Annotated in this window: 21 protein-coding genes; 6 read left to right on the top strand and 15 right to left on the bottom strand. The window is 61.0% G+C overall.

Translation table 11 applies throughout. The annotated features are described in order from the left end of the window. Positions 1-16: 16 nt before the first annotated feature. Positions 17-1288 carry a histidine-type phosphatase gene (locus EKL29_RS00640; protein ID WP_126688586.1) on the top strand — a complete coding sequence of 424 codons (1272 nt, stop codon included), beginning with the start codon at positions 17-19 and terminating at the stop codon, positions 1286-1288. An 8-nt stretch (positions 1289-1296) separates the two neighbouring features. On the opposite strand, the gene EKL29_RS00635 is transcribed toward EKL29_RS00640, so the two are convergent. Then, entirely contained in the window at positions 1297-1815 is a 519-nt protein-coding gene (locus EKL29_RS00635) for a GNAT family N-acetyltransferase (RefSeq protein ID WP_126688585.1), read from the bottom strand. Further along, on the bottom strand, positions 1812-2375 hold the full coding sequence (locus EKL29_RS00630) for a helix-turn-helix domain-containing protein (protein WP_120451629.1): 564 nt from the start codon (positions 2373-2375) through the stop codon (positions 1812-1814). The genes EKL29_RS00635 and EKL29_RS00630 overlap by 4 nt, the downstream gene beginning before the upstream one ends. A gap of 152 nt (positions 2376-2527) precedes the next feature. Here EKL29_RS00630 and EKL29_RS00625 point away from each other — a divergent pair, with 152 nt between their 5' ends. After that, positions 2528-3268: a MerR family transcriptional regulator gene (locus tag EKL29_RS00625; RefSeq protein ID WP_120451627.1), complete on the top strand. Its 741-nt coding sequence runs from the start codon at positions 2528-2530 to the stop codon at positions 3266-3268. Between the two features lie 165 nt (positions 3269-3433). Here the strand turns inward: EKL29_RS00625 and EKL29_RS00620 are convergent, their stop codons facing one another. The 4 genes from EKL29_RS00620 to EKL29_RS00605 are packed head-to-tail and all read right to left on the bottom strand — an operon-like array spanning position 3434 to position 7186. Then, on the bottom strand, positions 3434-4165 hold the full coding sequence (locus EKL29_RS00620) for an ABC transporter permease (RefSeq protein WP_120451625.1): 732 nt from the start codon (positions 4163-4165) through the stop codon (positions 3434-3436). Beyond that, positions 4165-5100 (bottom strand): ABC transporter ATP-binding protein, encoded by a 936-nt coding sequence (locus EKL29_RS00615; protein WP_120451624.1) that lies wholly within the window; start codon positions 5098-5100, stop codon positions 4165-4167. The genes EKL29_RS00620 and EKL29_RS00615 overlap by 1 nt, the downstream gene beginning before the upstream one ends. Next, positions 5087-6268, bottom strand: a complete 1182-nt coding sequence (locus EKL29_RS00610) for an ABC transporter permease (RefSeq protein ID WP_126688584.1) — start codon at positions 6266-6268, stop codon at positions 5087-5089. Before EKL29_RS00610 ends, EKL29_RS00615 begins: the two co-directional genes overlap by 14 nt. A gap of 3 nt (positions 6269-6271) precedes the next feature. After that, complete coding sequence (locus EKL29_RS00605; RefSeq protein WP_120451620.1) at positions 6272-7186, bottom strand: ABC transporter substrate-binding protein; 915 nt, start codon at positions 7184-7186, stop codon at positions 6272-6274. A 208-nt stretch (positions 7187-7394) separates the two neighbouring features. Between EKL29_RS00605 and EKL29_RS00600 the strand changes: the two genes are divergently transcribed. Beyond that, complete coding sequence (locus tag EKL29_RS00600; protein ID WP_126688583.1) at positions 7395-8870, top strand: MFS transporter; 1476 nt, start codon at positions 7395-7397, stop codon at positions 8868-8870. A gap of 90 nt (positions 8871-8960) precedes the next feature. On the opposite strand, the gene idi is transcribed toward EKL29_RS00600, so the two are convergent. The 3 genes from idi to EKL29_RS00585 form a co-directional block, all read right to left on the bottom strand. After that, positions 8961-9494 (bottom strand): isopentenyl-diphosphate Delta-isomerase, encoded by a 534-nt coding sequence (gene idi / locus EKL29_RS00595; protein WP_120451616.1) that lies wholly within the window; start codon positions 9492-9494, stop codon positions 8961-8963. A gap of 121 nt (positions 9495-9615) precedes the next feature. Then, a complete protein-coding gene (locus EKL29_RS00590; RefSeq protein ID WP_126688582.1) occupies positions 9616-11511 on the bottom strand; it encodes a methyl-accepting chemotaxis protein in 1896 nt (631 codons plus the stop codon). Positions 11512-11675: 164 nt separating this feature from the next. Continuing rightward, on the bottom strand, positions 11676-12785 hold the full coding sequence (locus EKL29_RS00585) for a suppressor of fused domain protein (protein WP_126688581.1): 1110 nt from the start codon (positions 12783-12785) through the stop codon (positions 11676-11678). A 262-nt stretch (positions 12786-13047) separates the two neighbouring features. Here EKL29_RS00585 and EKL29_RS00580 point away from each other — a divergent pair, with 262 nt between their 5' ends. After that, entirely contained in the window at positions 13048-13341 is a 294-nt protein-coding gene (locus EKL29_RS00580; RefSeq protein ID WP_179256402.1) for a hypothetical protein, read from the top strand. An 85-nt stretch (positions 13342-13426) separates the two neighbouring features. On the opposite strand, the gene EKL29_RS00575 is transcribed toward EKL29_RS00580, so the two are convergent. Both EKL29_RS00575 and bglX read right to left on the bottom strand, forming a co-directional pair. Further along, positions 13427-14299, bottom strand: coding sequence for an oxygenase MpaB family protein (locus EKL29_RS00575; protein ID WP_126688580.1), 873 nt, complete (start codon positions 14297-14299; stop codon positions 13427-13429). A gap of 72 nt (positions 14300-14371) precedes the next feature. Next, positions 14372-16669, bottom strand: a complete 2298-nt coding sequence (gene bglX, locus EKL29_RS00570) for a beta-glucosidase BglX (RefSeq protein ID WP_126688579.1) — start codon at positions 16667-16669, stop codon at positions 14372-14374. Positions 16670-16825: 156 nt separating this feature from the next. Between bglX and dld the strand changes: the two genes are divergently transcribed. Further along, entirely contained in the window at positions 16826-18538 is a 1713-nt protein-coding gene (dld, locus tag EKL29_RS00565) for a D-lactate dehydrogenase (protein WP_126688578.1), read from the top strand. A 162-nt stretch (positions 18539-18700) separates the two neighbouring features. Here dld and EKL29_RS00560 read toward each other — a convergent pair whose 3' ends face one another. The 3 genes from EKL29_RS00560 to EKL29_RS00550 all read right to left on the bottom strand — a co-directional run bounded on the left by EKL29_RS00560 (position 18701) and on the right by EKL29_RS00550 (position 23048). Further along, entirely contained in the window at positions 18701-21139 is a 2439-nt protein-coding gene (locus tag EKL29_RS00560) for a DUF3772 domain-containing protein (RefSeq protein ID WP_120451602.1), read from the bottom strand. Between the two features lie 147 nt (positions 21140-21286). Then, positions 21287-22234 (bottom strand): D-alanyl-D-alanine endopeptidase, encoded by a 948-nt coding sequence (pbpG, locus tag EKL29_RS00555; protein WP_120451600.1) that lies wholly within the window; start codon positions 22232-22234, stop codon positions 21287-21289. A 226-nt stretch (positions 22235-22460) separates the two neighbouring features. Then, positions 22461-23048: a Yip1 family protein gene (locus tag EKL29_RS00550; protein ID WP_120452839.1), complete on the bottom strand. Its 588-nt coding sequence runs from the start codon at positions 23046-23048 to the stop codon at positions 22461-22463. Between the two features lie 209 nt (positions 23049-23257). Here EKL29_RS00550 and EKL29_RS00545 point away from each other — a divergent pair, with 209 nt between their 5' ends. Continuing rightward, complete coding sequence (locus EKL29_RS00545; protein ID WP_120451598.1) at positions 23258-23833, top strand: DedA family protein; 576 nt, start codon at positions 23258-23260, stop codon at positions 23831-23833. Here the strand turns inward: EKL29_RS00545 and EKL29_RS00540 are convergent. Next, entirely contained in the window at positions 23830-24612 is a 783-nt protein-coding gene (locus EKL29_RS00540) for an SDR family oxidoreductase (protein ID WP_120451597.1), read from the bottom strand. The genes EKL29_RS00545 and EKL29_RS00540 overlap by 4 nt on opposite strands. Positions 24613-24623 lie beyond the last annotated feature (11 nt).

The raw sequence follows: 24623 nt of genomic DNA, 5'->3' as shown, positions 1-24623 counted from the left end.
TTTTAAGGAAAAACATATGATGACAGCCAGACATCAGGTGGCGGCGCGCCTGCTTCTCGCCTGCGCCCTCTGTTTCAACGCGGCGCAGGCCGCTGCGCAACCGGACTATCAGCTGGAAAAGGTTGTGGAGCTGAGCCGCCACGGCGTTCGCCCGCCGACGCCGGGCAATCGCCATGAGATCGAAGCCGCCACGCAGCGGCCATGGGCGGTCTGGACCACGCGCGACGGCGAGCTGACCGGCCACGGTTACGCGGCGGTGCTCAATAAAGGGCGCTGGGAAGGCGAACACTATCGCCAGCTCGGCCTGCTGACGGATGGCTGCCCGCAGCCGCAGGATATCTATGTCCGGGCCAGCCCGCTGCAGCGCACCCGCGCCACTGCGGAAGCGCTGATCGACGGTGCCTTTCCCGGCTGTGGCGTCGCCGTGCATCATGTCGCGAGCGAAAACGACCCGCTGTTCCAGACCGACGCCTTTGCCGCGACCACTCCCGATCCTGCGCGGCAGCAGGCGGCAGTAGCGGCGAAAGCGGGCGATCTGCCGCTGCTACGGCAGAAGCTGAAGCCTGCCATCCAGGCGTTAAAACAGGCGGTATGCCTCTCTGACGCGCAGTGCGCGCTATTCGATCAGCCCTGGCAGATCCGCCAGAGCAAGAGCGGCAAAACCTATATTGCTGGCCTGAGTGTGCTGGCGAATATGGCGGAGACGCTTCGCCTGGGCTGGAGCGAAAACCTGCCGTTCAGCCAGATCGCCTGGGGCAATATCACCCGCGCAGAGCAAATCAGCGCCATCCTGCCGCTGCTGACGACGAACTACGACCTCAGCAACGACGTGCTCTACACCGCGCAGAAGCGCGCCTCTATCCTGCTCAACGCGATGCTGGTGGCGGCTGAAGGGCGCGACGCCACGCCGGACGCGCGCTGGCTGCTGCTGGTCGCTCACGATACCAATATCGCCATGGTGCGCACCCTGATGAACTTTAGCTGGACGCTACCCGGCTACACACGCGGCAATATCCCGCCCGGCAGCAGTCTGGTTGTTGAGCGCTGGCGCGATAAGGTCAGCGGTGAGCGTTTTTTACGCGTCTACTTTCAGGCGCAAAGTCTGGACGATCTGCGTCGCCTGCAGCCGATCGATGCGACGCATCCGCTGCTGCGCGAAGAGTGGCGACAGGCGGACTGTCGCGTGACGCCGGTCGGCACACTCTGCCCGCTGCGTAGCGCGGTACGCGCCCTGGGCAGGGAGATTGATCGGAAAGCTGTTACGCCGGTCAGCTACGATCTTCCCTGAGCGTCCAGTTAAGCCAGCTGCTTAAACATCACCGTCGTCGCCTCCCGCTCGCCGGTGACTGACTCGGCGTAGCAGGGAATCGATCCGGCTATCTGCCAGCCCAGCGAAAGATAGAGGTGGCTGGCGACGTCACCGCTGCGGGTATCAAGCACCAGCAAGGTTTTACCCAGCGTCTGCGCCCGCTGTTCGGCCTGCTGCATCAGCTGGCGCGCAATGCCCTGACGTCGGGCAAGCGGATGCACCAGCAGCTTGCTGATCTCCGCGCGGTGACGGCCGTTAGGCATTCCCGCCGCGTTAATCATCACGGTACCGACAACCCTGCCGTGCTGGCAGGCAACAAGGAGTTCATTCTCGCCGGGAGCGAGGCTGGCTGCACGGCTTTGCCAGAAACGCTCGACCACCGCGCTGTCCTGCGGATCGGTGAAGCCAATACTGGCGCCGTCCGCCACGCACGCCAGCAGCACATCGCTGAGAGAGAGTAACCGCTGCCGCGCCTGAGCGGCATCAATCCATTCATATGTCGTCATGGTTTGCATACCACCAGCACATAGCGTGCGCCGTCGATGAGGTGCGCTTCAAACGCGGAGCGGCCAGTCAGATGAAAGCGCAGGCAATCGCCCGTCTGCAGCGTCCAGCTCTGCCCGTCCATGGTGATGGTCAGCCCGCCTTGCTGCAGCCAGATGTGCTGCTCCAGCCCCTGAACGGGCGGCGCGTCATAGTCGATGCGCGCGCCGGGACGCAGCTGGCCTTCAACCAGCTCCGCACGGAAATGGGGCGCTGGCGGCGAGACGTTGCGGCGCACAAAGCCGCTGGCATCGTCGCGCCATAGCGGCTGCTGCTCCGGCGTCAGCAACAGATCAACGCCCTCTTCCACTTCACTTAGCAGGCGCGACATGGTAAGACCATAGGCGACGCATAAACGGTTTAATAACGCAGCCGTAGGGCTGGTTTCGCTGCGCTCAATACGCGACAATGATGCGCGGCTGATGCCGGTCGCCGTGGCGAGTTCATCAAGCGACCAGCCGCGTTGAACGCGAAGTTCTGCAAGGCGGGCCGCGAGGCGCTGTTCGGTATCTTCAGTTGGCACGATTAACCTCTCACATTAGGGAATTCTTTCTCATATATGAGATTTAGCGTGAAACTGGCTTTACCGTCAACTTGTACATTTAAAAAACATTTGTACAAGTTGATCCTGTTGGTTAAGGTTATCTGATTGCGGTCAGGAAGTTTGGGGAAGTTATGGCCTTTTACAGTATCGGTGACGTTGCCGAACGCTGTGGAATAAATCCAGTCACGCTGCGCGCGTGGCAACGGCGTTATGGCTTACTAAAGCCACAGCGCTCGGAGGGTGGACATCGTCAGTTTGATGACGAGGATGTTCAGCGCATCGAAGAAATTAAACGCTGGATCGAAAGCGGCGTGCCGGTGGGCAAAGTTAAAGCGCTGCTTGAAGGCGAAAGCCTGAACGTGCATGACGGCTGGGTCAATCTGCAGGAAGAGCTGATGAGCGTGTTGCGTCACGTCAAGCCTTCAAAGCTGCGCGCCAAAATTGCGGCGCTTGGACGGGAAAACCCGGTAGACGCGCTTATCGATCACGTGATTATGCCGGTGCGGCAGAAACTTGGGCTGGATCAGAACACCGCGCGCGTGATGAGCAGCCTGCTGGATGGCGCGCTGATTGACTACGTCGCCTTCTGTCTTGCTGCCAGCCGCAAGAAAGCGGGTAAAGACGCGCTGATCCTCGGCTGGGCGGTGGAAGATCGCACCCGTATCTGGCTGGAAGCCTGGCGCCTCGCCCAGGAAGGCTGGCGGCTGGACGTGCTGGCGGAGCCGCTGGATCTGCCGCGTCCTGAGCTTTTTCCCGGTCAGACCATTTTTGTCTGGACCGGCAAAAAACTGACTCGTCGCCAGCAGGAGCAGCTGACGCACTGGCAGGAACAGGGCTTTTCCATCCGCGCGCACGAAACGCGCTTTCAGTAAAACGCACGCAGGGCGCTTTTCGCCTCGCCCTGCCCGCGTTATTATCCCCGGCTTTCGGGCTTCAATCAGGTTTTCGCATGAACTGGCAAAAAATCTTCTTCGCAACGCTGTTTTTCATTATGGCCGTCGGCGGCACCGGCGGGCTGATGCTGGTCGGCTACACCCTTATTCTCCACTCACGCTAAGCCAGCGCTGCAGGCGCTCAAACAGGCGATCGCTGACAATCGCCAGCAGCGCCACCAGCAGCGCCCCCTGAATGACGTAGGCGGTATTGAAGCCGCTCAGGCCGATAATGACCGGCGAGCCGAGACTTTCCGCGCCCACCGTCGAGGCGATAGCTGCCGTGCCGATATTGACGATCACTGAAGTGCGTACGCCAGCCAGAATCACCGGCGCAGCCAGCGCCAGCTCCACCTGCCACAAACGCTGCCATGCGCTCATGCCGACCCCGTCGGCGATCTCCCTGCTGCTGGCGGGCACGCTGTCCAGTCCGGCCAGCGTGCCCTGTAAAATCGGCAACAGACCATAGAGCAGCAGCGCCACGACCGCTGGCCAGGCGCCGAACCCCATGACCGGCACCGCAATCGCCAGCACCGCCACCGGCGGAACGGTTTGCCCGGCCGCCACGATTGTTTCCACCAGCGGACGAAAGCGGCGCCCCGCGCGGCGCGTGACCAGCACGCCGCCGCCTGCGCCGATCAACAACGCCAGCACGCTGGCGGTAATCACCAGAAAGAGATGCGCCAGCGCCAGCTGTAAAAAGCTCTCCTGCTGGTAGAGCGGGCGCGCCTGCTCGGGAAACCACCAGGCAAAAAGCGGCCCGCTGTAGGGCAAGCCGACCAGCAGAGCGATAAACAGCATAATCAGCCACAGCAGCGGATCTTTCAGCCAGCGCATCATGGTCCCTCGCGCAGGGTCAGCAAATCGCTGAAGTAGAGCACGCCCAGCGGCTGCTGGCGCTCATCCACCACCGGCAGCTTATCGGCGCGCCGGGCGATAAACTGCGACAGCGCTTCGCGCAGCGACTGGGCGGCATTCAGCGGCTCGCCCTCCAGCCACTCGCCGCGCCGTGCCGCGTTGCCGACCTGGCCCAGCGACAGCAGCCGCACGCCCAGTTCGCTTCTGCCAAAGAAGTCCTGCACAAACGCGTTTTTCGGCTGCGTCAGCAGCGCGGCGGGTTTGCCCTGCTGAACGATCTCGCCGTTATCCATCAGCACAATGTTATCCGCCAGCGTCAGCGCCTCGTCGATATCGTGCGTCACCAGCACGATAGTGCGGCCCGACAGGCGGTGAATGCGCAGCATCTCCTGCTGCAGCGCGCCGCGCGTAACCGGATCGAGTGCGCCGAAGGGCTCATCCATCAGCAAGACTTCGGGATCGGCCGCCAGCGCGCGTGCGACGCCGACGCGCTGCTGCTGTCCGCCGGAAAGCTGATGCGGCAGACGGCGCGCCAGATGCGCATCCAGGCTGAGCAGCGTCAGCAGCTCCTCAACCCGCGCGCGAATGCGGGCCTTCGGCCAGCCGAGCAGCGCAGGTACGGTGGCGATATTCTTCTCTACCGTCCAGTGGGGAAACAGGCCGATCGACTGAATGGCGTAGCCCATGCGCCGACGTAAATCGCGCGCGTCGAGCTGGCGGATCGACTCGCCAGCGAAACGTATTTCGCCCTCGTCATACTCCACCAGCCGGTTGATCATCTTCAGCGTGGTTGATTTGCCGGAACCAGAGGTGCCGAGCAGCACGCTGAACTCACCCTCACCAATCTGTAGCGTCAGATCTTTGACCGCCGCTTTGCCGCCAAAGTATTTACTGACGCCGTTAAAGTGAATCATGGGTTCTCTCCAGCAGGGAAATCAGCAGGCGGAACAGCGCATCGATCGCCACCGCCAGCGCAATCACCGGGATCACGCCGAGCAGCACCAGATCGAGCGCGCTGCTGAGCAATCCCTGAAAAATAATGGCGCCGAAACCGCCTGCGCCGATCAGCGCGGCGATAACCGCCATGCCCAGCGTCTGCACCACCACCACGCGCAGTCCGGCGAGCCACACCGGCAACGCCAGCGGCACGTCGACGGCAAAAAAGCGCTGCAGCTGGCCCATGCCCATGCCGCGCGCGCTTTCGCGCACGTCGCGCGGCACCTGCTGCAGTCCGGCCACCACGCTGCGCACCAGCGGCAGCAGCGCATAGAGCGTGAGCGCGATCAGCGCCGGAGCCATGCCGATGCCGCTGACGCCCCACCCCTTAAGCCAGGGAAAGGATTTCGCCAGCCCGGCCAGCGGCGCGATCAGCAGGCCGAAGAGCGCCACCGACGGCACGGTCTGGATAACGTTCAGCACGCTGAAGACGCCGCTCTGCCACGCCGGACGCCGGTAGAGCAAGACGCCGAGCGGCAGGCCGATCAGCAGCGCGGGCAGCAGCGTGCCGCAGAGCAGCGTCAGGTGCCGCGTCAGCGCCGCGTCGAACACCGTCTGTCGGTTGGCGTACTCCTTCAGCAGCGACAGCGCGTTGAGCTCCCCGCTGAACAGCATCAGCAGCGGCAGCAGCCAGATCTGCAGATTGAACAATAGCCGCCAGAGGTTATTGCGCGTCAGGTTGCGCGCCAGCTCCGCGCCCAGCAGCAGCGTGACGCCGCACGCCAGCCACAAGCCGCTGCCGAAGCTGGTTCGCGCCAGGGCACTGCCCTGCGCCGCCAGTCGCGCCGCCTCATGTCCGCTCAGCCAGACCATGCCGGTCAGCAGCGCGTCGCAGGCGAGCAGCATCAGCGCAAGCGGCGCCCGCGTCGGACGCGCCCACAGCAGCAGCCAGAGCGCCGCCAGCGGCAGCGCCAGCCATCCGGCGTCGCTCACCTGGCCCAGCATCAACGGCTGGCCGGAGACCAGTCGATTCGGGGCGTAGCTGAGAAACGGCAGCCAGTAGAGCGCCAGGCTTAACAACAGCAGCAGCAGCAGCGCCACCGGCTGGCGGCGCGCTGGCAGCATCGCTTCCCGCGATAGCGCCATGGCTTACAGCAGCTTCTGCTGCTGCAGCCACGCTTTCGCCACGCTGCTGGCGTCCTGGCCCTCTACCGCGATCTTCGCGTTAAGCTGCTGCAGCGTTTTCTCATCCAGCTTACTGAAGACCGGTTTCAGCCAGCTGTCGATATCGGGATAAGCTTTCAGCACGGCAGCGCGGATCACCGGCGTTGGCGCATAGATAGGCTGTACGCCTTTGGGATCGCTCAGGGTTTGCAGGCCCAGCGCCGCAACCGGGCCATCGGTGCCGTAAGCCATCGCCGCGTTGACGCCGGAGGTCTGCTGCGCCGCCGCCTTGATGGTGACAGCCGTATCGCCGCCCGCCAGCGAGAGTAGCTGGCTCTGCGTCAGCTTAAAGTCATAGGCTTTTTCAAAGGCTGGCAGGGCGTCGCCGCGCTCGATAAATTCCGCCGAGGCTGCCAGTTTGAACGTGCCACCTTTTTTCAGGTAGCGGCTGAGATCCTCAAGAGAAGTGAGCTTGTTCTGCTGCGCGACATCCTGGCGCACCGCGATGGTCCAGGTGTTATTTGCGGGCGCAGGCGTCAGCCATACCAGCTGATTTTTTTCGGCGTCGAGCTTTTTCACCTTCTCGTAGCCCTGACGCGCGTTTTTCCAGACCGGGTCTTTTTCGTCATTGAAAAAGAAGGCGCCGTTGCCGGTATATTCAGGATAGATATCCAGTTCGCCCGCAGTAATCGCGCCGCGTACCACCTGCGTGGTGCCGAGCTGGATTTTGTTTACCGTCTTGACGCCGTGCTTCTCCAGCACCTGCAAAATCACATTGCCCAGCAGCGAACCTTCGGTATCGATTTTCGACCCCACGCGCACGGGGTCGGCGGCCTGCGCCGCGCCTGTTGCCAGCAGCAGCGCGGCTGCCGTCAATGCCAGAAAACCAGACCTTGCCATAAGGTGTTCCTTTAATTCGGTTATTTGTGAGGTGCTTATAGAGAATAGTCGTTTCGTCATGCATCGCGTAACACATTGCCTGAAGCGTGAACGGTTACGCCTCAACTTTTTCATATCGTTATCGGTCCGGTTATAACGCAAAGTAATTTACGTCCAGACGTCTGGACGGTAAGCTGTCCATTCACTCACAATAATCACAGACAACATTATGACCGATCTCACTTCATCTTCCGCCCATGTGGCGTTAACAGGGAACCAGCCCGACGGTGAAACGCAGTGGATCCGCAGCGCGGCGGACGTTTCTCGCCTGATCAATAGCGGCGACGGCGCGCGCAATAATGCGCGCATCGTGGTGGCGATCGCGCTGGGCGGCGTATTTCTCGACGCTTACGATCTCGGCGCGCTGGCGTTTGGCATTAAGGATGTAGCGCGCGAGTTCAGCCTGACGCCGACCGGCACCGGCATGGTCGCCTCCGCCATTACCTTTGGCGCCATTGTCGGCGCGTTAATTGGCGGCTATCTCACCGATAAAATCGGCCGCTATCGCGTATTTATGGCGGATATGTTCTTTTTCGTGGTGGCGGCGCTCGCCTGCGCCTTCGCGCCCAATGAGTATGTGCTGGGCGGCGCACGCTTCGTAATGGGGCTGGGCGTCGGTATCGATCTGCCGGTGGCGATGGCATTCCTCGCCGAGTTTTCCCGCCTGCGCGGCCAGGGCAATAAGGCCGCCAGCGTGGCGATGTGGTGTCCCACCTGGTATGCGGCGATCAGTATCTCTTACCTGCTGGTGCTGCTGCTCTATGGGGTGCTGCCGGAGAGCCACACCGGCTGGCTGTGGCGCTTAATCCTCGGGTTCGGCGCGGTGCCTGCGCTGATCATTATCGCTATCCGCAGCCGCTATATGAGCGAGTCGCCGGTCTGGGCGGCGAATCAGGGCGACCTGAAAGGCGCGGCTGCGATTCTGCGCAGCGGCTGGAACATCAATGCGCAGATGGCCGAGGATGCGGCGGCAACGCCGACCCAGCCTGCGCGCCGCGCCAGCTGGCGCAACTACGGCGCGCTGCTGCGGGGCGTTTATCTGCGCCGCACGCTGCTGGCGACCATTACCTCGGTCGCCTCTTCCTTCGCCTATAACGCAGTGGCGTTTGGCCTGCCGGTGATTATCACCAGCTTTTTCGCCCAGTCGATGCTCACCACCATTCTGGTGTCGCTGGCGCTCAATCTGCTGTTCGCCTTTGTCGGCGGCGTGCTGGCGGTGCGGCTGGTGCCGCGTCTTGGCGCATGGAAGATGTCGGTGGCGGGTTACGCCTGCCAGTGTGTGGCGCTGCTGGGGCTGGCGCTGACTGGTCGTCCCGAAGGCGGTCTGGAAGCGGGCATCGCTATTGCGATGCTGGCGCTGTTCCTGTTTGGCCAGGGTTTCGGCCCCGGCTCGCATACCATGACCTTCGCCTCGCTCAGCTATCCCACTTCGCTGCGCGGCGTCGGCGTCGGTTTTAATCAGACGCTGATGCGCGGCAGCTCCACCCTCTCGCTGTTTCTGTTTCCGGTGCTGGTCGCCGCGCTTGGTACTGGCGTCTTCTGGGTGATTTTCCTTGCGCCGCTGGTCGGTCTGCTCGCGCTGCTGGCGATACGCTGGGAGCCGTCGGGCTATGATGTGGACGCAGAGGATTTTGCTGAGCGTTAAAACGCGCGTCCCGCCTCTTTTCCGCGGCGGGATTCGGTTCTTCTTCTGCTTACCGGCTCAGGACCGTCTGGGAGAGGTCCGAGCCGCTATTCAGGCTGGCATACTCATCGCATTCAGATAGGCGGGAATACGGGGAAAGGTGTAGAGAAACCAGGGCGTGAACTGCTGCGGCTCCTCCAGCATTGCACGCTGGATCTCACTGACGGAGCGATAGCACCAGTCGTCCGCCTCCTGCGGATTGGGCGTGGGTTTGTCATCGCTGACGGCGAAGTAAACATGCCCATACTCATGCTCGATCAGGCCGTTGCTGAGCGGCAGATTGTAGCTCAGCTCAAACACCGGGGTCAGCGACAGTTCCAGCCCCATCTCTTCGAATAAACGGCGTTCCGCCGCCTGCTGAGTCGGCTCCGCCGGACAGGGGTGGCCGCAGGTGGTATTGCTCCACAGCCCGCCGCAGTGATATTTGCCGCTGGCGCGGCGCTGCAGCAGCAGCTCGCCGGACGAATTAAATACGTAGACCGTCACCGCGCGATGCAGTAACCCCTTCTCATGCACTTCCAGCTTTTCCATTTTACCGGTGGGACGATCGAGATGATCGACGAGAATAACTTCGATAGCAGACATGAGGGTTCCTTAAGATAACTCCTGGCTATTCTGGCACATCCCTGCTGTTTCATGCCGCGTGAATTCGTGCGGTTTCCCGCAAAAAAGAGAGGGCCCGCCTGCGCGAGCCCCTGAGTGAAGATTACAGACGGAAGCTTTGCACTACCTGTTCCAGCTGGACGCTCTGCTCCTCCATCGCCTGGGCGGCGGCGGAAACCTGTTCCACCAGCGCGGCGTTCTGCTGCGTGGTGCCGTCGAGCTGGGTGATCGCCACGTTGACCTGTTCAATGCCCATGCTCTGCTCGCGGCTGGCGGACATGATTTCGCTCATCAGCGTCGTTACGCTGCTGACGCCCTGCATCAGCTCGTCCATGGTTTCACCCGCCTGTTCGACCAGCTGGCTGCCCGCGTCGATATTAGCCACTGATTCCTCAATCAGCTTTTTAATTTCGCGCGCCGAGTTGGCTGAACGCTGCGCCAGATTGCGTACCTCCGAGGCGACCACCGCGAAGCCACGCCCCTGCTCCCCTGCTCGCGCCGCTTCCACCGCGGCGTTCAGCGCCAGGATATTGGTCTGGAAAGCGATGCTGTCGATGACGCTGATGATATCCACAACTTTGCGCGAGGAGTGATGGATCTCGCCCATTGTACTCACCACCTGACGCACCACTTCCGTCCCGCGCGCCGCCACCTGCGATGCATTGCCCGCCAGCTGGTTGGCATGGGTCGCGTTGTCGGCGTTCTGGCGCACCGTACCGGTCAGCTGCTCCATAGAGGCGGCCGTTTCGACGATAGAGCTGGCCTGGTCTTCCGTGCGTGACGAGAGGTTGGCGTTGCCGCTGGCGATCTCGCGCGAAGCGGCGGTAATCGCCAGCGCGCTGTCGCCGACCTGACGCATCAGCCCCTGCAGATAGCTGATAAAGTTGTTAAAGCTCTGCGCCACGGCGTTGAATTCCGGGCTGTTGCTGGTCGGCAAGCGCTGGGTCAGATCGGCCCCGCCCTGCGCCAGCGCGTCGATATTGCGATGCAGTACGTTGAGGCGCTGCATCATCGAACGGATAAAGCCCAGCAGCACCAGCAGCAGTATGACCGCCAGCGGGATCTGCACCAGGCCGAGACGCGTCAGCATACTGTGCGCCTGCGCGGTAAGCAGGCTGGTCGGCACATCGCTGGCCAGATACCACGGGCTGCCCGCAATAGACTGCAGGAACAGCGTATGTTCGCCATCCTCGCCGTCAAAGGTGGTTTCAGTCGGCTGCGTGCCGGCGCTGCTCAGCAGGCCTTTCAGCGGCGCCGCCATCGGCAGCTGCAGATCGCTCAGATTCTCCAGCTTCGGCGTACCGTCCACCAGCGCGGCGTTGCCCACGACTTTGCCGTCAGCTTCGACAATCAGCACGCGCCCCTGAATGGCGTCACCCATCTCTTTCGCCAGGTGGTTGAAAAAGCCGAGGGTGACGTCGATGGTGGCGACGCCCCAGACGGTGCCGTCACGGTAGATCGCCATGGCGCAGTTGGTGCGCGGCTGCGGGCTGGCGGCGTCCTGGTAGGCTTTCGCCCAGGCGCACTGCCCTTTAGGCGCGGCCATGCCATCTTTGTACCAGGGCTGTTCCCAGTATTTGTCGGCGGCGTCGGAGTTCCAGTAGGTATTAACCTGAAGCTGATTGCTGGCGTTGCGCGCAAAGAAGCTGCTGTCTTTCTCTTTTGCCGGATCGCGACGATTAGGCAGTGGCCAGATACCGCCACCGAAGACGTTGCTGTCCTGATACTGGTTCACCAGCGCAGGCAGCAGCTGATCAATGGCGGCGCTCTCCATCACGCCTGCGCCCTCGGTAATCGCGCGCTGCTGCGCCTGCACGCGGTTCATCTGTTCTACGATGCCAGTCGCCAGCGCGTCGACCTGATCGCGCACCAGCTGGCTCTGGTTAGCGGTTAACTGCGGCGCGATAAACTGTTTAATCACCACGACTGTGATAAGCATCAGAACGAGAAAAAAAAGGACAAGAACCGCAGTGAAGCGGGATTGTGTTGTTTTTAGCATCTGCTTTCCCCTGGCAGAAACGGCGCGATTGCCTGATCAGGGTTAACGGCGCGGGCAGGAGTAACTTGAGGCGCGCGAGATCACAAATTTAACAACTCGTTGACAGAGCCGATAATTTAGTGAGTAACGGGGATGCGGCGCGCTGCGCTAACAGCGCGTCGAGGTCAGATTTCGCTGTCTACCACCTGCTGGCGCGGGCGGAAAATATGATTATTGCCCGCCGCCATCAGCAGCTCCGTTAGCTGCTGGCCGCCCAGTTCATTCGCCTGCGCGAACTGGCGCTCCGCTTCGGTGATCGGCGTCGCCCACAGCAGGTTAGGCCGATCGCCGTCGCGCCTGGAGAGCGTAAACTGCGCGGCCTCATCCGCCAGCGCGTTGGTCAACAGGAAGCTGTCAAAGCCGACCGGCGCCACTTCCGACGCCAGCGTATGGCCCTCGCCCAGCCAGGTCAGGCGCGCCCAGGGAAGATGAGCGAACTCCGCCAGCGCGCTCGCCATCTGCACCGCGTTGCCCTCGGTCATCACCTCGCCATCCACCGCCATCGCCAGCTCGATACGGCGATATTGCGGCGCCAGCTCGTCGAAAAGGTAATCGACCTGCGGCATCGGACGGATGCTCATGCCGAGCGTGAGGAAATACCAGGTGCCGCGGTGCCAGTGCTGGGAGATCGCCATCGGCGGCCAGCTGCCCTGATCGATCGCGTAATATTTTACCGACTCGCCGAACTGCGTCTGGTAGCTCTGCAGCAGCGCCTGCTGCACCCGCTCCCACTCGTTGCCGTCGTGCCAGTCGCGCCAGAACTGGCGCTGGTGTTCCGCGCGCGCGTAGTAGTCGTTGGTGGAGGCGGAACCGAGCGGGGCGGTAAGCCGGTTCTTTTTGATACAGCCAGAGGAGAAGCTGACCTGCTTCTCCTGGTAGAGGCTCCAGCCAGGAATAACCGCCAGCAGCTGACCGCAATACCACAGCGCCGCGCCGTCGTCGCTCGGCTCCCATAACACCTGCAGGCCTGCGGGATCGAGCGGCGGCTCCGCCTCCAGGGTGCGGCAGAACTCGGCGCTGAGCAGCGGCGCGATGCCCTGCTCCATCGCAGCGCGATCCTCCTGCGCCGGCGCAGGCAGCAGATTGCGCAGCCAGCAGCCGCGCACCGCGTACTGGCTGCGAAACAGATCCGTCGGCCAGATATAGAAGTAAGCGGTGCGCGCATCCTGCTCGACAATCGCCGTCAGAGTATGTTGCTGATTGTGGACCTCAGCAATCAGAGGTTGGTAAGTCATAGCGCCTCGACAAAGCTTAGGGATCCATTTCCCCGAGATTAGAGCAGGATCCGGACTGCCGCCATGTGAGACAAGGGTAAAACTCTCAAAGTCAGCGCAACGCGACTGCGCAAGGGTAAGCAAAAGTAAAGCGAGCCACGCAGGCCGATGCGGAAATGCTCAACGATGCTTAAGCATTGCCCGCCTGCCAGGTGAAAATCTATTCGCGTTTCTGAGACGCAGCCGCATGTTATGGTCAGGCTACCCTTTTTTTCGGAGGCGCATGATGCTGCCCGTTCCCGATTTCGCCTGGCGCGAGTTAGCGGTTCTCGCGCTTTTTCTCTGGCTTCTTTATCGCTATACCTGGCTTACGCTGGCGGCGACGCTGATTGTGGTGGGCCTGGCGGCGCTGGTGTTGTTGCCTGTCGATCTTTACTTCAGTCTGCCGTCGCTGGGCGCAATCGGCGCCGGGATCGGCCTGCTGGCGCACTACTTCCAGCAGCGTCGGGCAGCGCGACAGCGTCAGATGAGCACGCCGCGCGGCTACACCCAGCCGCATGATGAATTTAATACTTAACCTTTTATTACCTTTGCTGGCGCGGGGCAGTTAAGCGGCTCCGCTGCGACGGGCAGGCTAACGCGGGTGAAACGTTAAGAAGCCGTTAAGGCTGGCGTCCCATACGCAGCATGGCGCGATGGTATGCGCCGCGCGTAATCGACCAGCGCAGCGTTTTCGCCAGCAGCCGCATTTCGGCATCGAGCAGCGCGCGTGACAGCGGGCTGAAACGATAGCCCGACATCTGCTGCGCCCAGTCTGGCAGCAGCGCCATGCCCGATTTCAACATGACTTTCATTGCCGGTTTCGCCTGCCAGCCCGGCGCGGGCGCCTCGCGCAGCAGTCGGGTCACCTCTGCGGTGCGCTCGTCGTAGCGCAGCTCGCCACGCATGCCTTGCAGATAGCGCGCCACCGCCTCGACGCTTTTCGGCACTGCTGTTGCCCCCAGCGCTTCGGCGATCTGCGCCGCTTCCCGGTAATAGCGATCCTGCTCCGCCAGGCTGAGCTGCGGATTTTTAAAGCGCAGATGGGCGGCGAGAAAGGCGCTGGTTTCGGCAACGTGCACCCAGGTAAGCAGATGCGGATCGCTGGCGGCATAGGGCTGTCCGTAATTGTCGACGCCGCTGACGCGTAGATGAATATTTTTGACCCGCTCAATCAGCAGGTTCGCATCATGGCGATTGCCGAAGGTGGTGACGGCGATAAACTGGCTGGTGCGGCGCAGACGGCCCAGCATATCCTGGCGAAAGTTAGAGTGATCCCAGACGCCCGCCAGCGCGGAAGGATGCAGCATCTGCAGCAGCAAAGCGCTGATGCCGCCGCACAACATAGAGGGAAAGTCGCCGTGTACGCGCCAGATGACGCTGTCCGGGCCAAACAGGCCGGGATCGCCGGGCGGCTGTGAAATATCGAACTCATTAAGCGCCAGGCCGTTAACGCGGAAAACCTGGTTCTGGATACGGTTGCGGATGCTGTTCATAAGGGTGCGGCCAGTTCAGGCGCGCTTCCCCTTCTTCCGACGGCAAAGCCGGAAGAAGGGTATCGCGCATGATTACAGATAGTCGAACTGCGCGTTCTGGGTACGTACAGAGTCAAGCCCGATCATCACCCGGAACTTACCGGGTTCTGCCACCTGCTGCATCTGCTGGTTCCAGAACTTCAGCGCATCCACGTCGATCTTGAAGCTCACCGTCTGCGATTCGCCCGCTTTCAGCATAATCCGCTTAAAGCCGCGCAGTTCGCGTACCGGACGACTGATGGAGGCGACCGGATCGTTCAGGTACATCTGCACCACCGTCGCCCCGTCGCGGTCGCCGGTGTTGGTCACCGTGACGCTCGCCTCTACCGTGCCATTGCGCGGCATCGTTGGCGCTGACATTTTCACCGGCGAGACGCTGAAGCGGGTGTAGCTCAGTCCATAGCCAAAAGGATAGAGCGGGCCGTTTACCGTATCATAGTAGTGCGAGGTGTATTTGTTCGGTTTGGCGAAGTTGTAAGGCCGTCCGGTCGGCAGATGGTTGTAGTACAGCGGGATCTGCCCTACCGAGCGCGGGAAGGTGATCGGCAGCTTGCCGGACGGGTTGTAGTCGCCGAACAGGACGTCAGCGATAGCGTTGCCCCCTTCCGTACCGCTGAACCAGGTTTCCACCAGCGCATCCGCCATACGATCTTCGTTAACCAGCGTCAGCGGTCGGCCGTTCATCAGCACGATCACCAGCGGCTTGCCGGTGGCCTTCAGCGCCGCCAGCAGCTTCTGCTGGCTGGCCGGAATAGAGATCTCGCTGCGGCTGGAGGCCTCGTGCGCCATGCCCTGCGCCTCGCCGACCGCCGCGACCACCACGTCCGCCTGCTTCGCTTTCTCTACCGCCTCATCAATCATCGCCTGCGGCGTGCGCGCGTCAACCGAGACCGCCTGCTCATAGAGGTTGAGGAAGTTCTGGACACCTTTGTTGTCGCTGATGTTGGCACCTTTGGCATAGAGCAGCGTCGCTTTGCCCGCGGTCGCATTGCGCATGCCCTGCAGCAGGCTAATCGACTGTTTCGCCACGCCCGCCGCCGACCAGCTGCCCATAATGTCGCGCTGGCTGTCCGCCAGCGGGCCAATCAGCGCGATAGTGCCGGCGCGCTTCAGCGGCAGCGTCTCCAGACGGTTTTTCAGCAGAACAATGCTTTTGCGCGCCACGTCGCGCGCTTCCGCGCGGTGCAGGCGGCTTTCCGCATTGGTATCCTGCGGATCGCTCTCTTTGGGACCAAGATGGCTGTAGGGATCGTTGAACAGTCCCATATCATATTTCACATTGAGCACATGGCGCGCCGCATCGTCGATCTCCGCCATGCTGACCGCCCCGCTCTTCACCAGGCCCGGCAGATATTTGCTGTAGTACTCGTCGCTCATGCTCATGTCGATGCCCGACTTCAGGGCGACGCGCACCGCATCTTCGGGATCGCTCGCCACGCCGTGCTTGAGCAACTCTTTAATCGCGCCGTGGTCACTGATGGTGATGCCTTTGAATTTCCATTCGTCGCGCAGCACCGTTTTCAGCAGCCAGCTGTCCGCCGTGGCGGGCACGCCGTTAAGGGAGTTGAGCGCCACCATTACGCCGCCGCTGCCGGCATCCAGCGAGGCTTTATAAGGCGGCAGATAGTCCTGGAACAGGCGCTGCGAGCTCATGTCGACGGTATTGTAGTCGCGGCCGCCTTCGATACCGCCATAGGCGGCGAAGTGTTTGACGCTGGTCATCACCGCATAGCGATCGGCGGGGCTTTTGCCCTGCATCGCCTTCACCATGGTGCTGCCCATCTGCGAGGAGAGCCAGGTGTCTTCGCCGAATCCTTCGGAGATACGGCCCCAGCGCGGTTCGCGGCTGACGTCTACCATCGGCGCCCAGGTCATGTTCAGGCCATCGTCGGCGGCTTCATAAGCAGAGACGCGCCCGACTTCGCTTACTGCGTCCAGATCCCAGCTGGCGGCGAGCCCAAGCGGGATGGGAAAGATAGTGCGCTGACCGTGTACCACGTCATAGGCAAAAAAGAGCGGAATTTTCAGGCGGCTGAGCTTCATCACCTGATCCTGCATGGCGCGGATATCCTGGCGCGTCACGGTATTGAAAATCGCGCCGACCTGACCTTTCTGGATCATGTCGCGAATCGCCTCTTTCGGGTTGTCCGGCCCCACGCTGATTAGCCTGAGCTGGCCGATTTTTTCGTCCAGCGTCATTTTGGTCAGAAGCTGGTTAACAAAAGCGTCGCGCGCCTGGGCGTTCATGGGATGGGGTCCAGTCAGCTCTTCGGCTAGCGCGGGTTGCAGAGCGAGTGAGACAGCGAGACTAACAGAGTAAATCCATTTCATCAGGTTGGGTTCTCTTAAGTGACTGCGCAATATCGAATAAACAGGCGGCAGTGTGCCACAAGTTCAGGATAGCAGGTAGCCGTTAGCGTCACACTGCCGCCTGCTTTTCACTGACGTGCTACAGTAAGGGCGCCATGTCATGACAAGGAGTTGCACATGATCCACTCAGCGTCTCATTCCGCTTTACTCACCGACCTGCGCCGCCACGTTGGCGCCTCTCATCTGCTGACCGACAAAGAGCAAACCGCACGCTACCGCAAAGGCTTTCGTTCCGGCGAGGGCGACGCGCTGGCCGTGGTGTTTCCCGGTACGCTACTGGAGATGTGGCGCGTGCTGCAAACCCTGGTCAGCGCCGACGCCATTATTCTGATGCAGGCGGCCAATACGGGCCTGACGGAAGGATCGACGCCCAACGGCAACGACTACGATCGGCCGGTGGTGATTATCAGCACGCGACGTCTCGATAAGCTGCAGCTTATCGATGATGGCAGGCAGGTGCTGGCTTTCCCAGGCAGCACCCTTTATCAGCTGGAAAAAACGCTGAAGCCGCTTAATCGCGAGCCGCATTCGGTTATCGGCTCCTCCTGTATCGGCGCCTCGGTGCTGGGCGGCGTCTGCAATAACTCCGGCGGCTCGCTGATCAAGCGCGGCCCGGCCTATAGCGAGATGGCGCTGTTTGCTCAGGTCGATGAGCAAGGCAAGCTGAAGCTGGTAAACCATCTCGGCATCGCTCTCGGCACGTCGCCGGAAGAGATTCTGGGCAGGCTCGATGATGAGCGCTGGCGTCCGGAGGATGTGCAGCACGACGGGCGTCACGCCTCCGACCCTGACTATGCCGATCGCGTACGTCACGTGGACGCCGATACGCCAGCGCGCTTCAATGCCGATGCGCGCCGGTTGTTTGAGGCATCCGGCTGTGCGGGCAAGCTGGCGGTATTCGCGGTGCGGCTGGACACTTTCCCCTGCGAACCGCAGCAGCAGGTGTTCTATATCGGCACCAACGATCCGGCGGTGCTGAGCGATATCCGCCGCCATATCCTGGCCCACTTTACCCAGCTGCCGGTGGCGGCCGAATATATGCATCGCGATATGTATGACATCGCCGAAGTCTACGGCAAAGATACGTTTCTGATGATCGACAAGCTCGGCACCGACAAGATGCCACTGTTCTTTACGCTGAAGGGGCGCGTCGACGCCTGGCTGGCGAAGCTGAGCTTCGTTAAGCCGCACTTTACCGACCGTCTGCTGCAGCGCATTAGCACCCTGTTCCCGGCGCACCTGCCGAAGCGCATGAAGCAGTACCGCGATAAATATGCGCATCATCTGCTGCTGAAGATGTCCGGTGCGGGCGTCGAGGAAGCGCGCGAGTATCTGAAAGATTATTTCCACGAAGGCGGCGGCGAGTTTTTCGAGTGTGAAGGCAAAGAGGGCGCGCACGCCTTTTTACATCGTTTTGCCGCAGCAGGCGCGGCGGTGCGCTACCACGCGGTGCACGCCGACGAGGTAGAGGATATCCTGGCGCTCGATATTGCGCTGCGCCGCAACGATCGCGACTGGTTTGAAACCCTGCCGCCGGAGATTACCCAGTCGCTGATCCATCGTCTCTATTACGGCCACTTCTTCTGCCACGTTTTCCATCAGGATTACATTGTGAAAAAAGGGGTGGACGCGCATGCGCTGAAAGAGCAGATGCTGGCGATTTTAGAGGCGCGCGGCGCGGAGTATCCGGCGGAACATAATGTCGGGCATCTCTATCAGGCGAAGCCGCAGCTGGCGGACTTTTATCGTCAGCTCGATCCTACCAATACCTTTAATCCGGGCATTGGCAAAACCAGCAAGCAGAAAGGCTGGGCGGTGAAGCAGTTTTAAAACAGGCGGCTATGGCAGGCCTACTCGCGTCGGTAGCATGGTCAGAACGCAAAGTCGTTTAAGAGATTCTTGCTCGTTCATCTCGCGCCGTCCCTGGCGCGAGTCGCTTTGCTCTTCTGCCCATGCTACCGGCGCTTTCGCAGGCTCAATAACCTTAAACCATCAGGACAGCGGATCCGCTTCCTGCTCCGCGATTTGCTGGCGACGCTCAATAATCATGGTCTGCGGCGTCGACAGTACGATGCCCTCTTTACGCAGTCGCGTCAGGATATCGAACAGCAGATCGCTTTTCGCGCCCGCAATCTGACGCTGGCTGGCGACGTTGCCGGTAACGCTCAGCACGATGCCCTGCGGCGTGAGATCCTTAAAGGAGACCGAGGGTTCCGGCGTCTCGAGAATGCGTTCGTTCTCGTTATAGACCTCCAGCAGCAGCTCGCGCACTCGCACCGGATCGATATTGAGCGGGAAAGTGAGCATGATGGTCACTACGCCCTGCGCGTTGCCCATGGTGGCGTTACGCACGTTCTGCGAGATAAACTGCGAGTTCGGCACGATGACCGTCGACTTGTCGCCAAGCTGGATTTCGGTGGCGCGCACGTTGATGCGGCGGATATCGCCTTCGATACCGCTAATGGTCACCAGATCGCCCACCTTCACCGGGCGTTCGGTCAACAGGATCAGGCCGGAAATAAAGTTCTTCACAATCTCCTGCAAACCAAAACCGATACCGACCGACAGCGCGCTGACGATCCATGCCAGCTTGTTCCACTGCAGGCCCATAACCGAGAGCGTCAGCAGGATCACCAGCACAAAGCCAATATTGCTGAACAGCGTCACCAGCGACACGCGCATGCCGGCGTCCATGGTGGTTTTCGGCAGGAAGTCGCTGTCGAGCCAGCGGCGCACCCGGCGCAGCACATAGATGCCCACCACCAGACAGATAATGGCGTTGACCATGTGCGCCGGCACGATGTTCAGCGACTCCAGCCCCTTACCGCCCCAGAACTCAATCGCTTTTTGCAGCAGCTCGATCGGTGTCGACGAGGCGAAGGTGCCGTTAAGCAGCGCCAGCGCGACAAAGCCGATCAGCAGGGTTTTACCCAGCGCGGCCAGCAGCGTCGCCGCCTGCTGCAGATGGCGCTCGTCGATATTCAGCGACGTTTGCAGCCGCCTTCCCGTCAGGCTGTTAACGGAAAAGAGGTTTTCGCAGCCGTCGTTAATCAGATGGCTAAGGAAGTAGAAGGAGCCGAACAGAATGCCGCACCACACCACCTCATAGCTCAGGAAGCGCGCCAGCGTCACGTAGCCGATAATCAGCGACAGCAGAATGGCAACCGCCGTCAGCGTCAGCGCCATCTGAATCAGCCCCACCAGCGTGGAGCGCACTTCCGGCGGGTTGCCCTCGTGCACCATGCGGCGGCGCACGCGGTTGGTGCGCATGCTGATCGCCAGAGCGGTGCTGCCGATCAGCAGCGCCGTCAGGCCATTGGCGAAAATAGTGGTGTTCAGGCTGGTGCCGACGGTGTAGTTAAAGTTCTCTACCGTCTGGAAAATAAAGACCAGCGCGGCGGTAATCGGCGGGAACGGCTTCAGCGCCATCGCCACTTCACTGGAGATGGCAGGCAGACGCCAGCTTGGCCGACGCGTAGAGAGAAAGGCGCGTCCCAGACCGGCGATAAGGCCGCAGAAGACGCTGAGCTTCACCAGGCTGACCACAAAATCCTGCACGTCGCCGGAGACTTCATCGCGGCGCGCGAACGCCAGCGCGGTGAAGTTAAAGGTCAACACCACCGCCGCCAGCGTGGTCAGCGCGATGGTCGCCGCGAGGAAGCTGCGGCGCAGCCGCCCTTCCGGCATCTTGTGAATGCTGATCCAGGCAAGAAACTCTTCGCCGTAGCGACGCCCCAGCGTCATCACCAGCATCGCCGCCAGCAGCCAGGCGACGGTGCCGAAACGGTAGCCCGGCTCCCACGACAGCGCGGCGGTATCTTTTAAATCCTGCAGGAAGTCGTTGATCTTCTCGTTATCAAGATCCTGTTTCACAAACAGCGGCGCCCAGAAGCGCGGCCCGAAAATACTGCCGGAGTTGAGCGCCAGCTGGGTTTTCATCAGATCGCGGCGCAGGTTGGTGATCTGCGACGAGAGCATCAGCGCGCTGTTTTTAATGCCATCCGCCTGCTTGATCTGATCGTCCAGCTTGCCCTTCTGGCTCTCCAGCGAGCTGCGTTTGCGGGTGACTTCCGGCGTCTCTTTTACGCCGCTGTCCGCTTTGGGCGCAGGGCCCAGCACCGCCAGCTGCGCGTCGAGCTGCTGACGCTGCGGCTGGAGCGCCTGAGCGAGCGTATCAGCGCTGCCCGACAGCTCCAGCGCCATCTCGTTGAGCTGTGTCAGCTGGTTTTCATTGGTCTGTCCCGACACCTGACCTTTGATCTTGTCGAGAACTTTCTGCATTTTCGGCAGTTCAACCGCCGCGTTCACTTTAGCCGCGACGTCGGTTTGTTGCGCGGCATCAGCCGCATCATCGTCTGCCTGGCTCCGGGCGGGGAACAGGGCCACCGCCAGCAGCATCAACAGCGCGAAAAAGGAGCGTAACTTAAACATAAGAGTGGGGTTCCAGCACAAATTCAGGCGATCGACCATCGCGTTCGCGCGTAGTGTAGGGCCAGGCGCACCGGGAAACTATAGGAATGCTGGCCGTTCTCGTCGAGCCGGGTTTCGGCGTCCGCGCTGGCGGACGCCGGTAAAGGATTATTCCACCGCGCTGCCGCTGCGGGCGTTGCTCGCCACCTGCCCGGCTTTCTGTTTCTTATAGGCCAGCGCCGCCGCTGGCACTGGCGCAGCCTTGCCGGTCAGCAGCCAGTCGCGCAGGCGGTTAGCGTCGGCGAAATGGGTATATTTGCCGAACGCATCCAGCACCACCAGCGCCACCGGCCGGTTATTGATCAGGGTGCGCATCGCCAGGCAGTGACCCGCCTCATCGGTATAGCCGGTTTTGGTCAGCTGAATGCGCCAGTCATTTTTATAGATCAGATGGTTGGTGTTGCGGAACGGCAGCGCATAGCTCGGGTGGGTGAAGACCGCGGTCTCTTCTTTGGTTGTGCTCAGCTGGCCCAGCAGCGGATAGTCGCGCGTCGCGCGCAGCAGCTTAACCAGGTCTTCCGCGCTGGAGACGTTATGAATCGACAGGCCGGTCGGCTCGACGTAGCGCGTATGCGTCATGCCCAGCGCGCGCGCTTTGGCGTTCATGGCGCGGATAAAGGCGTCGTAGCCGCCGGGATAGTGATGCGCCAGACTGGCCGCCGCGCGGTTCTCTGAGGACATCAGCGCCAGCAGCATCATATTGCGGCGGCTGATTTCGCTGTTGAGTTTGACGCGGGAAAAGACGCCGCGCATCTCTGGCGTATGGCTGATATCCACCGAAATTCGCTCATCCAGCGACTGCTTCGCATCGAGCGCCACCATCACCGTCATCAGCTTGGTGATAGAGGCGATAGGCCGAACGCGATCGGGATGGCTGGAGAAAAGCACCTTACCGGTATTAAGGTCGACGATCATCGCGCTGCCCGAGGCGATTTGCGGCTCGGCGACCGGCGCGAGCTGAGAAAGAGACGTAGCCGCCTGCGCGGGCGCAATAGCCGCCTGGCCACCGAACAGCAGCGCCAGCGAAAGCAGTGAATAGCGAATGGTTACAGGCATCTTATAAAAAAGTACCGATTAAAATATTACGCCGTGTTGTACACAGGCCGCCCGCCGCAGAGCCGACCACGCGGGGGCTGGCAGCAGCATAATACGCGGAAGCGTAAGAAATTTCCTGGTGAGAATGTTTCTGAGCGTTAAAAAAAACGTCCTGCGACAGCGCTGTCGCAGGACGTTTTGCGGTTTAAGCCAAATCGTTCCCTTACCGGCTTGATTTGACGCTGATTTAGAACAGTCGCGGCCCGTAACCCCACAGCACCACGGTCAGCGCCAGCAGCACCTCAAATACCAGCACGCCGATCGCCAGCGTCGATCCGGAGAAGCGCAGACTTTCGTCACGGTCGATATTGAGGAACAGCGGAATGCCGATATAAAGCAGATAGCCGGTGTACACCAGCGCCAGCGCGCCAATCAGCACGCAGAGCCAGACCAGCGGATAGAGCGCCACGATGCCGCTTAAAAAGAGCGGCGTGGCGACATAACCGGCGAATACCGTACAGCGCTGCATGCTGGGCCGCTGCGGATAGTCGCGCGCCATCCAGTGAATGACGCGGCCCATTACCGCTACGCCGCCCAGAATAAGCAGATAAAACAGGATGCCGAGCGCAATCCCGGTCAACAGGTTTAGCTGAACAAAGCGCCCTTCGCCCAGGTTCCAGCCCAGCTGCGTTGTGCCGATAAAGGCGCAGATCACCGGGATCGCCGCCATCAGCAGAACGTGGTGGGTGTAATGGTGCGAAACGCTCTCATTTTCTTGCTTGATATCGCGCATTTCCCGATCGGGATGCGCCATAAGACCCCAGACATGGTTCATATAATCACCTCGCAGATGCGACAGGCTGCCCAGAATCCACGTCGCTGACCCCTCAGGCAGCATCACCTCAAGTATAAACGGCGTTGCTGCTTTTGTAGCCAGCAGGCGGTTAATCGACAAAAAATAGTCGCTGTGGCCTAAGCCAGCCGGAATGATCGGCCGAAGCGGTATAGAATGTATTAACCGCGGACAGAACAGGGAGTTTACTTTTGCATTTCGATATCAACGGATTAATTACGCAGTATGGCTATCTGGCGCTGCTTATCGGCTGTATCGCCGAAGGCGAAACCTTTACTCTGCTGGGCGGCGTGGCGGCGCATGAGGGATTACTGAACTTTGTCGGCGTGGTGCTGGCGGCCATGGCGGGCGGCGTGATTGGTGATGAGCTGCTCTACTGGATTGGCCGTCGCTATGGCACGAAAATTTTGCGTAAGCTGAAGAAGCATCAGGACAAGGTCGTCAAGGCTAACCGGCTGATCCAGCGTCATCCCAGCCTGTTTGTTATCGGCGTACGCTTTATGTACGGCTTTCGTATCATCGGCCCGATTATTATCGGTGCCAGCCACCTGAAGCCGCTGAAATTTCTGGTGCTGAATATTATCGGCGCCGCGATCTGGGCGACGATCTTCGTCGCCCTGGGCTACTTTGCCGGCGGCGTCATCGCCCCCTGGCTGCACAAGCTCGATCAGCACCTGAAACATGTTCTGTGGCTGGTTGCGGCGGTCGTCTTCGCTTTCGCGCTGCGCTGGGTGATCCGCCGCTGGAACAACCGCCGCGCCGGTTAGATATCTTTCCCGCCGTAAAACTGCGGATTGGCCAGCATAAAACCGCCATCGACGATAAAGGATTGTCCGGTGGTATAACTGGCCCACTCCGAGCAGAGCCAGGCCACAAGGCTGGCGATCTCGCGCACGTCGCCAGGGCGTCCAATAGGGATCTCCGGCGTTTTAACCCTCTGCGCATCGCCGTCGCCCATATTGTTCATCGGGGTGGCAATAGCGCCGGGCGCCACGGAATTCACCAGAATATTGTGTTTAATCAGGCTAATAGCCATCGATTTGGTCAGGCCGCCCATGGCGTGCTTCGCCGCCGTGTAGGCGACGGCGTTGGGTAGCGGCGTGTGCTCATGCACCGAGGTGATATTGATGATGCGTCCGCCAGCGCCCTGCTCCACCATTTTGCGCGCGGCGATTTGACCGCAGACAAAGGCGCCGTCGACGTCGACATTGAACACCTTGCGCCACTCCTCAAACGGGGTATCAAGGAATTCAGATTTGGCGTTCGCGCCTGCGTTATTCACCAGCGCGTCAATACGGCCAAGTCGGGAGATCAGCTCTGAAAGCGAACGGCCGCCCTCCTGTGGATCGGCCAGATCGAGGTGAATGATTTCGGCGCGACGGCCTCTTTCACGCACCAGACGCGCGGTCTCTTTCGCGCCCTCCTCATCGGAACGCCAGGTGATGCCGAGATCGTAGCCCTGCTCCGCCAGCATCAGCGCGCTGGCGCGGCCGATGCCGGAGTCAGATGCGGTGACGACGGCGACTTTATTCTCTGATGTGGTCATGGTTGCTTCCT

Origin of the sequence: Pantoea sp. YU22 (genome assembly GCF_003970755.1) — a bacterium.
Taxonomy (GTDB): Bacteria; Pseudomonadota; Gammaproteobacteria; order Enterobacterales; family Enterobacteriaceae; genus Pantoea; species Pantoea piersonii.
The sequence above is the reverse complement of the archived record's forward strand: the minus strand, read 5'-3'. Positions and strand labels throughout refer to the sequence as shown.

Coding starts and splice junctions, on each gene's coding strand:
- EKL29_RS00640 (WP_126688586.1), top strand. CDS start 17: ATGATGACAGCCAGACATCAGGTGGCGGCGCGCCTGCTTCTCGCCTGC.
- EKL29_RS00635 (WP_126688585.1), bottom strand. CDS start 1,815: ATGACGACATATGAATGGATTGATGCCGCTCAGGCGCGGCAGCGGTTA.
- EKL29_RS00625 (WP_120451627.1), top strand. CDS start 2,528: ATGGCCTTTTACAGTATCGGTGACGTTGCCGAACGCTGTGGAATAAAT.
- EKL29_RS00620 (WP_120451625.1), bottom strand. CDS start 4,165: ATGCGCTGGCTGAAAGATCCGCTGCTGTGGCTGATTATGCTGTTTATC.
- EKL29_RS00615 (WP_120451624.1), bottom strand. CDS start 5,100: ATGATTCACTTTAACGGCGTCAGTAAATACTTTGGCGGCAAAGCGGCG.
- EKL29_RS00610 (WP_126688584.1), bottom strand. CDS start 6,268: ATGGCGCTATCGCGGGAAGCGATGCTGCCAGCGCGCCGCCAGCCGGTG.
- EKL29_RS00605 (WP_120451620.1), bottom strand. CDS start 7,186: ATGGCAAGGTCTGGTTTTCTGGCATTGACGGCAGCCGCGCTGCTGCTG.
- EKL29_RS00600 (WP_126688583.1), top strand. CDS start 7,395: ATGACCGATCTCACTTCATCTTCCGCCCATGTGGCGTTAACAGGGAAC.
- idi (WP_120451616.1), bottom strand. CDS start 9,494: ATGTCTGCTATCGAAGTTATTCTCGTCGATCATCTCGATCGTCCCACC.
- EKL29_RS00590 (WP_126688582.1), bottom strand. CDS start 11,511: ATGCTAAAAACAACACAATCCCGCTTCACTGCGGTTCTTGTCCTTTTT.
- EKL29_RS00585 (WP_126688581.1), bottom strand. CDS start 12,785: ATGACTTACCAACCTCTGATTGCTGAGGTCCACAATCAGCAACATACT.
- EKL29_RS00580 (WP_179256402.1), top strand. CDS start 13,048: ATGATGCTGCCCGTTCCCGATTTCGCCTGGCGCGAGTTAGCGGTTCTC.
- EKL29_RS00575 (WP_126688580.1), bottom strand. CDS start 14,299: ATGAACAGCATCCGCAACCGTATCCAGAACCAGGTTTTCCGCGTTAAC.
- bglX (WP_126688579.1), bottom strand. CDS start 16,669: ATGAAATGGATTTACTCTGTTAGTCTCGCTGTCTCACTCGCTCTGCAA.
- dld (WP_126688578.1), top strand. CDS start 16,826: ATGATCCACTCAGCGTCTCATTCCGCTTTACTCACCGACCTGCGCCGC.
- EKL29_RS00560 (WP_120451602.1), bottom strand. CDS start 21,139: ATGTTTAAGTTACGCTCCTTTTTCGCGCTGTTGATGCTGCTGGCGGTG.
- pbpG (WP_120451600.1), bottom strand. CDS start 22,234: ATGCCTGTAACCATTCGCTATTCACTGCTTTCGCTGGCGCTGCTGTTC.
- EKL29_RS00550 (WP_120452839.1), bottom strand. CDS start 23,048: ATGAACCATGTCTGGGGTCTTATGGCGCATCCCGATCGGGAAATGCGC.
- EKL29_RS00540 (WP_120451597.1), bottom strand. CDS start 24,612: ATGACCACATCAGAGAATAAAGTCGCCGTCGTCACCGCATCTGACTCC.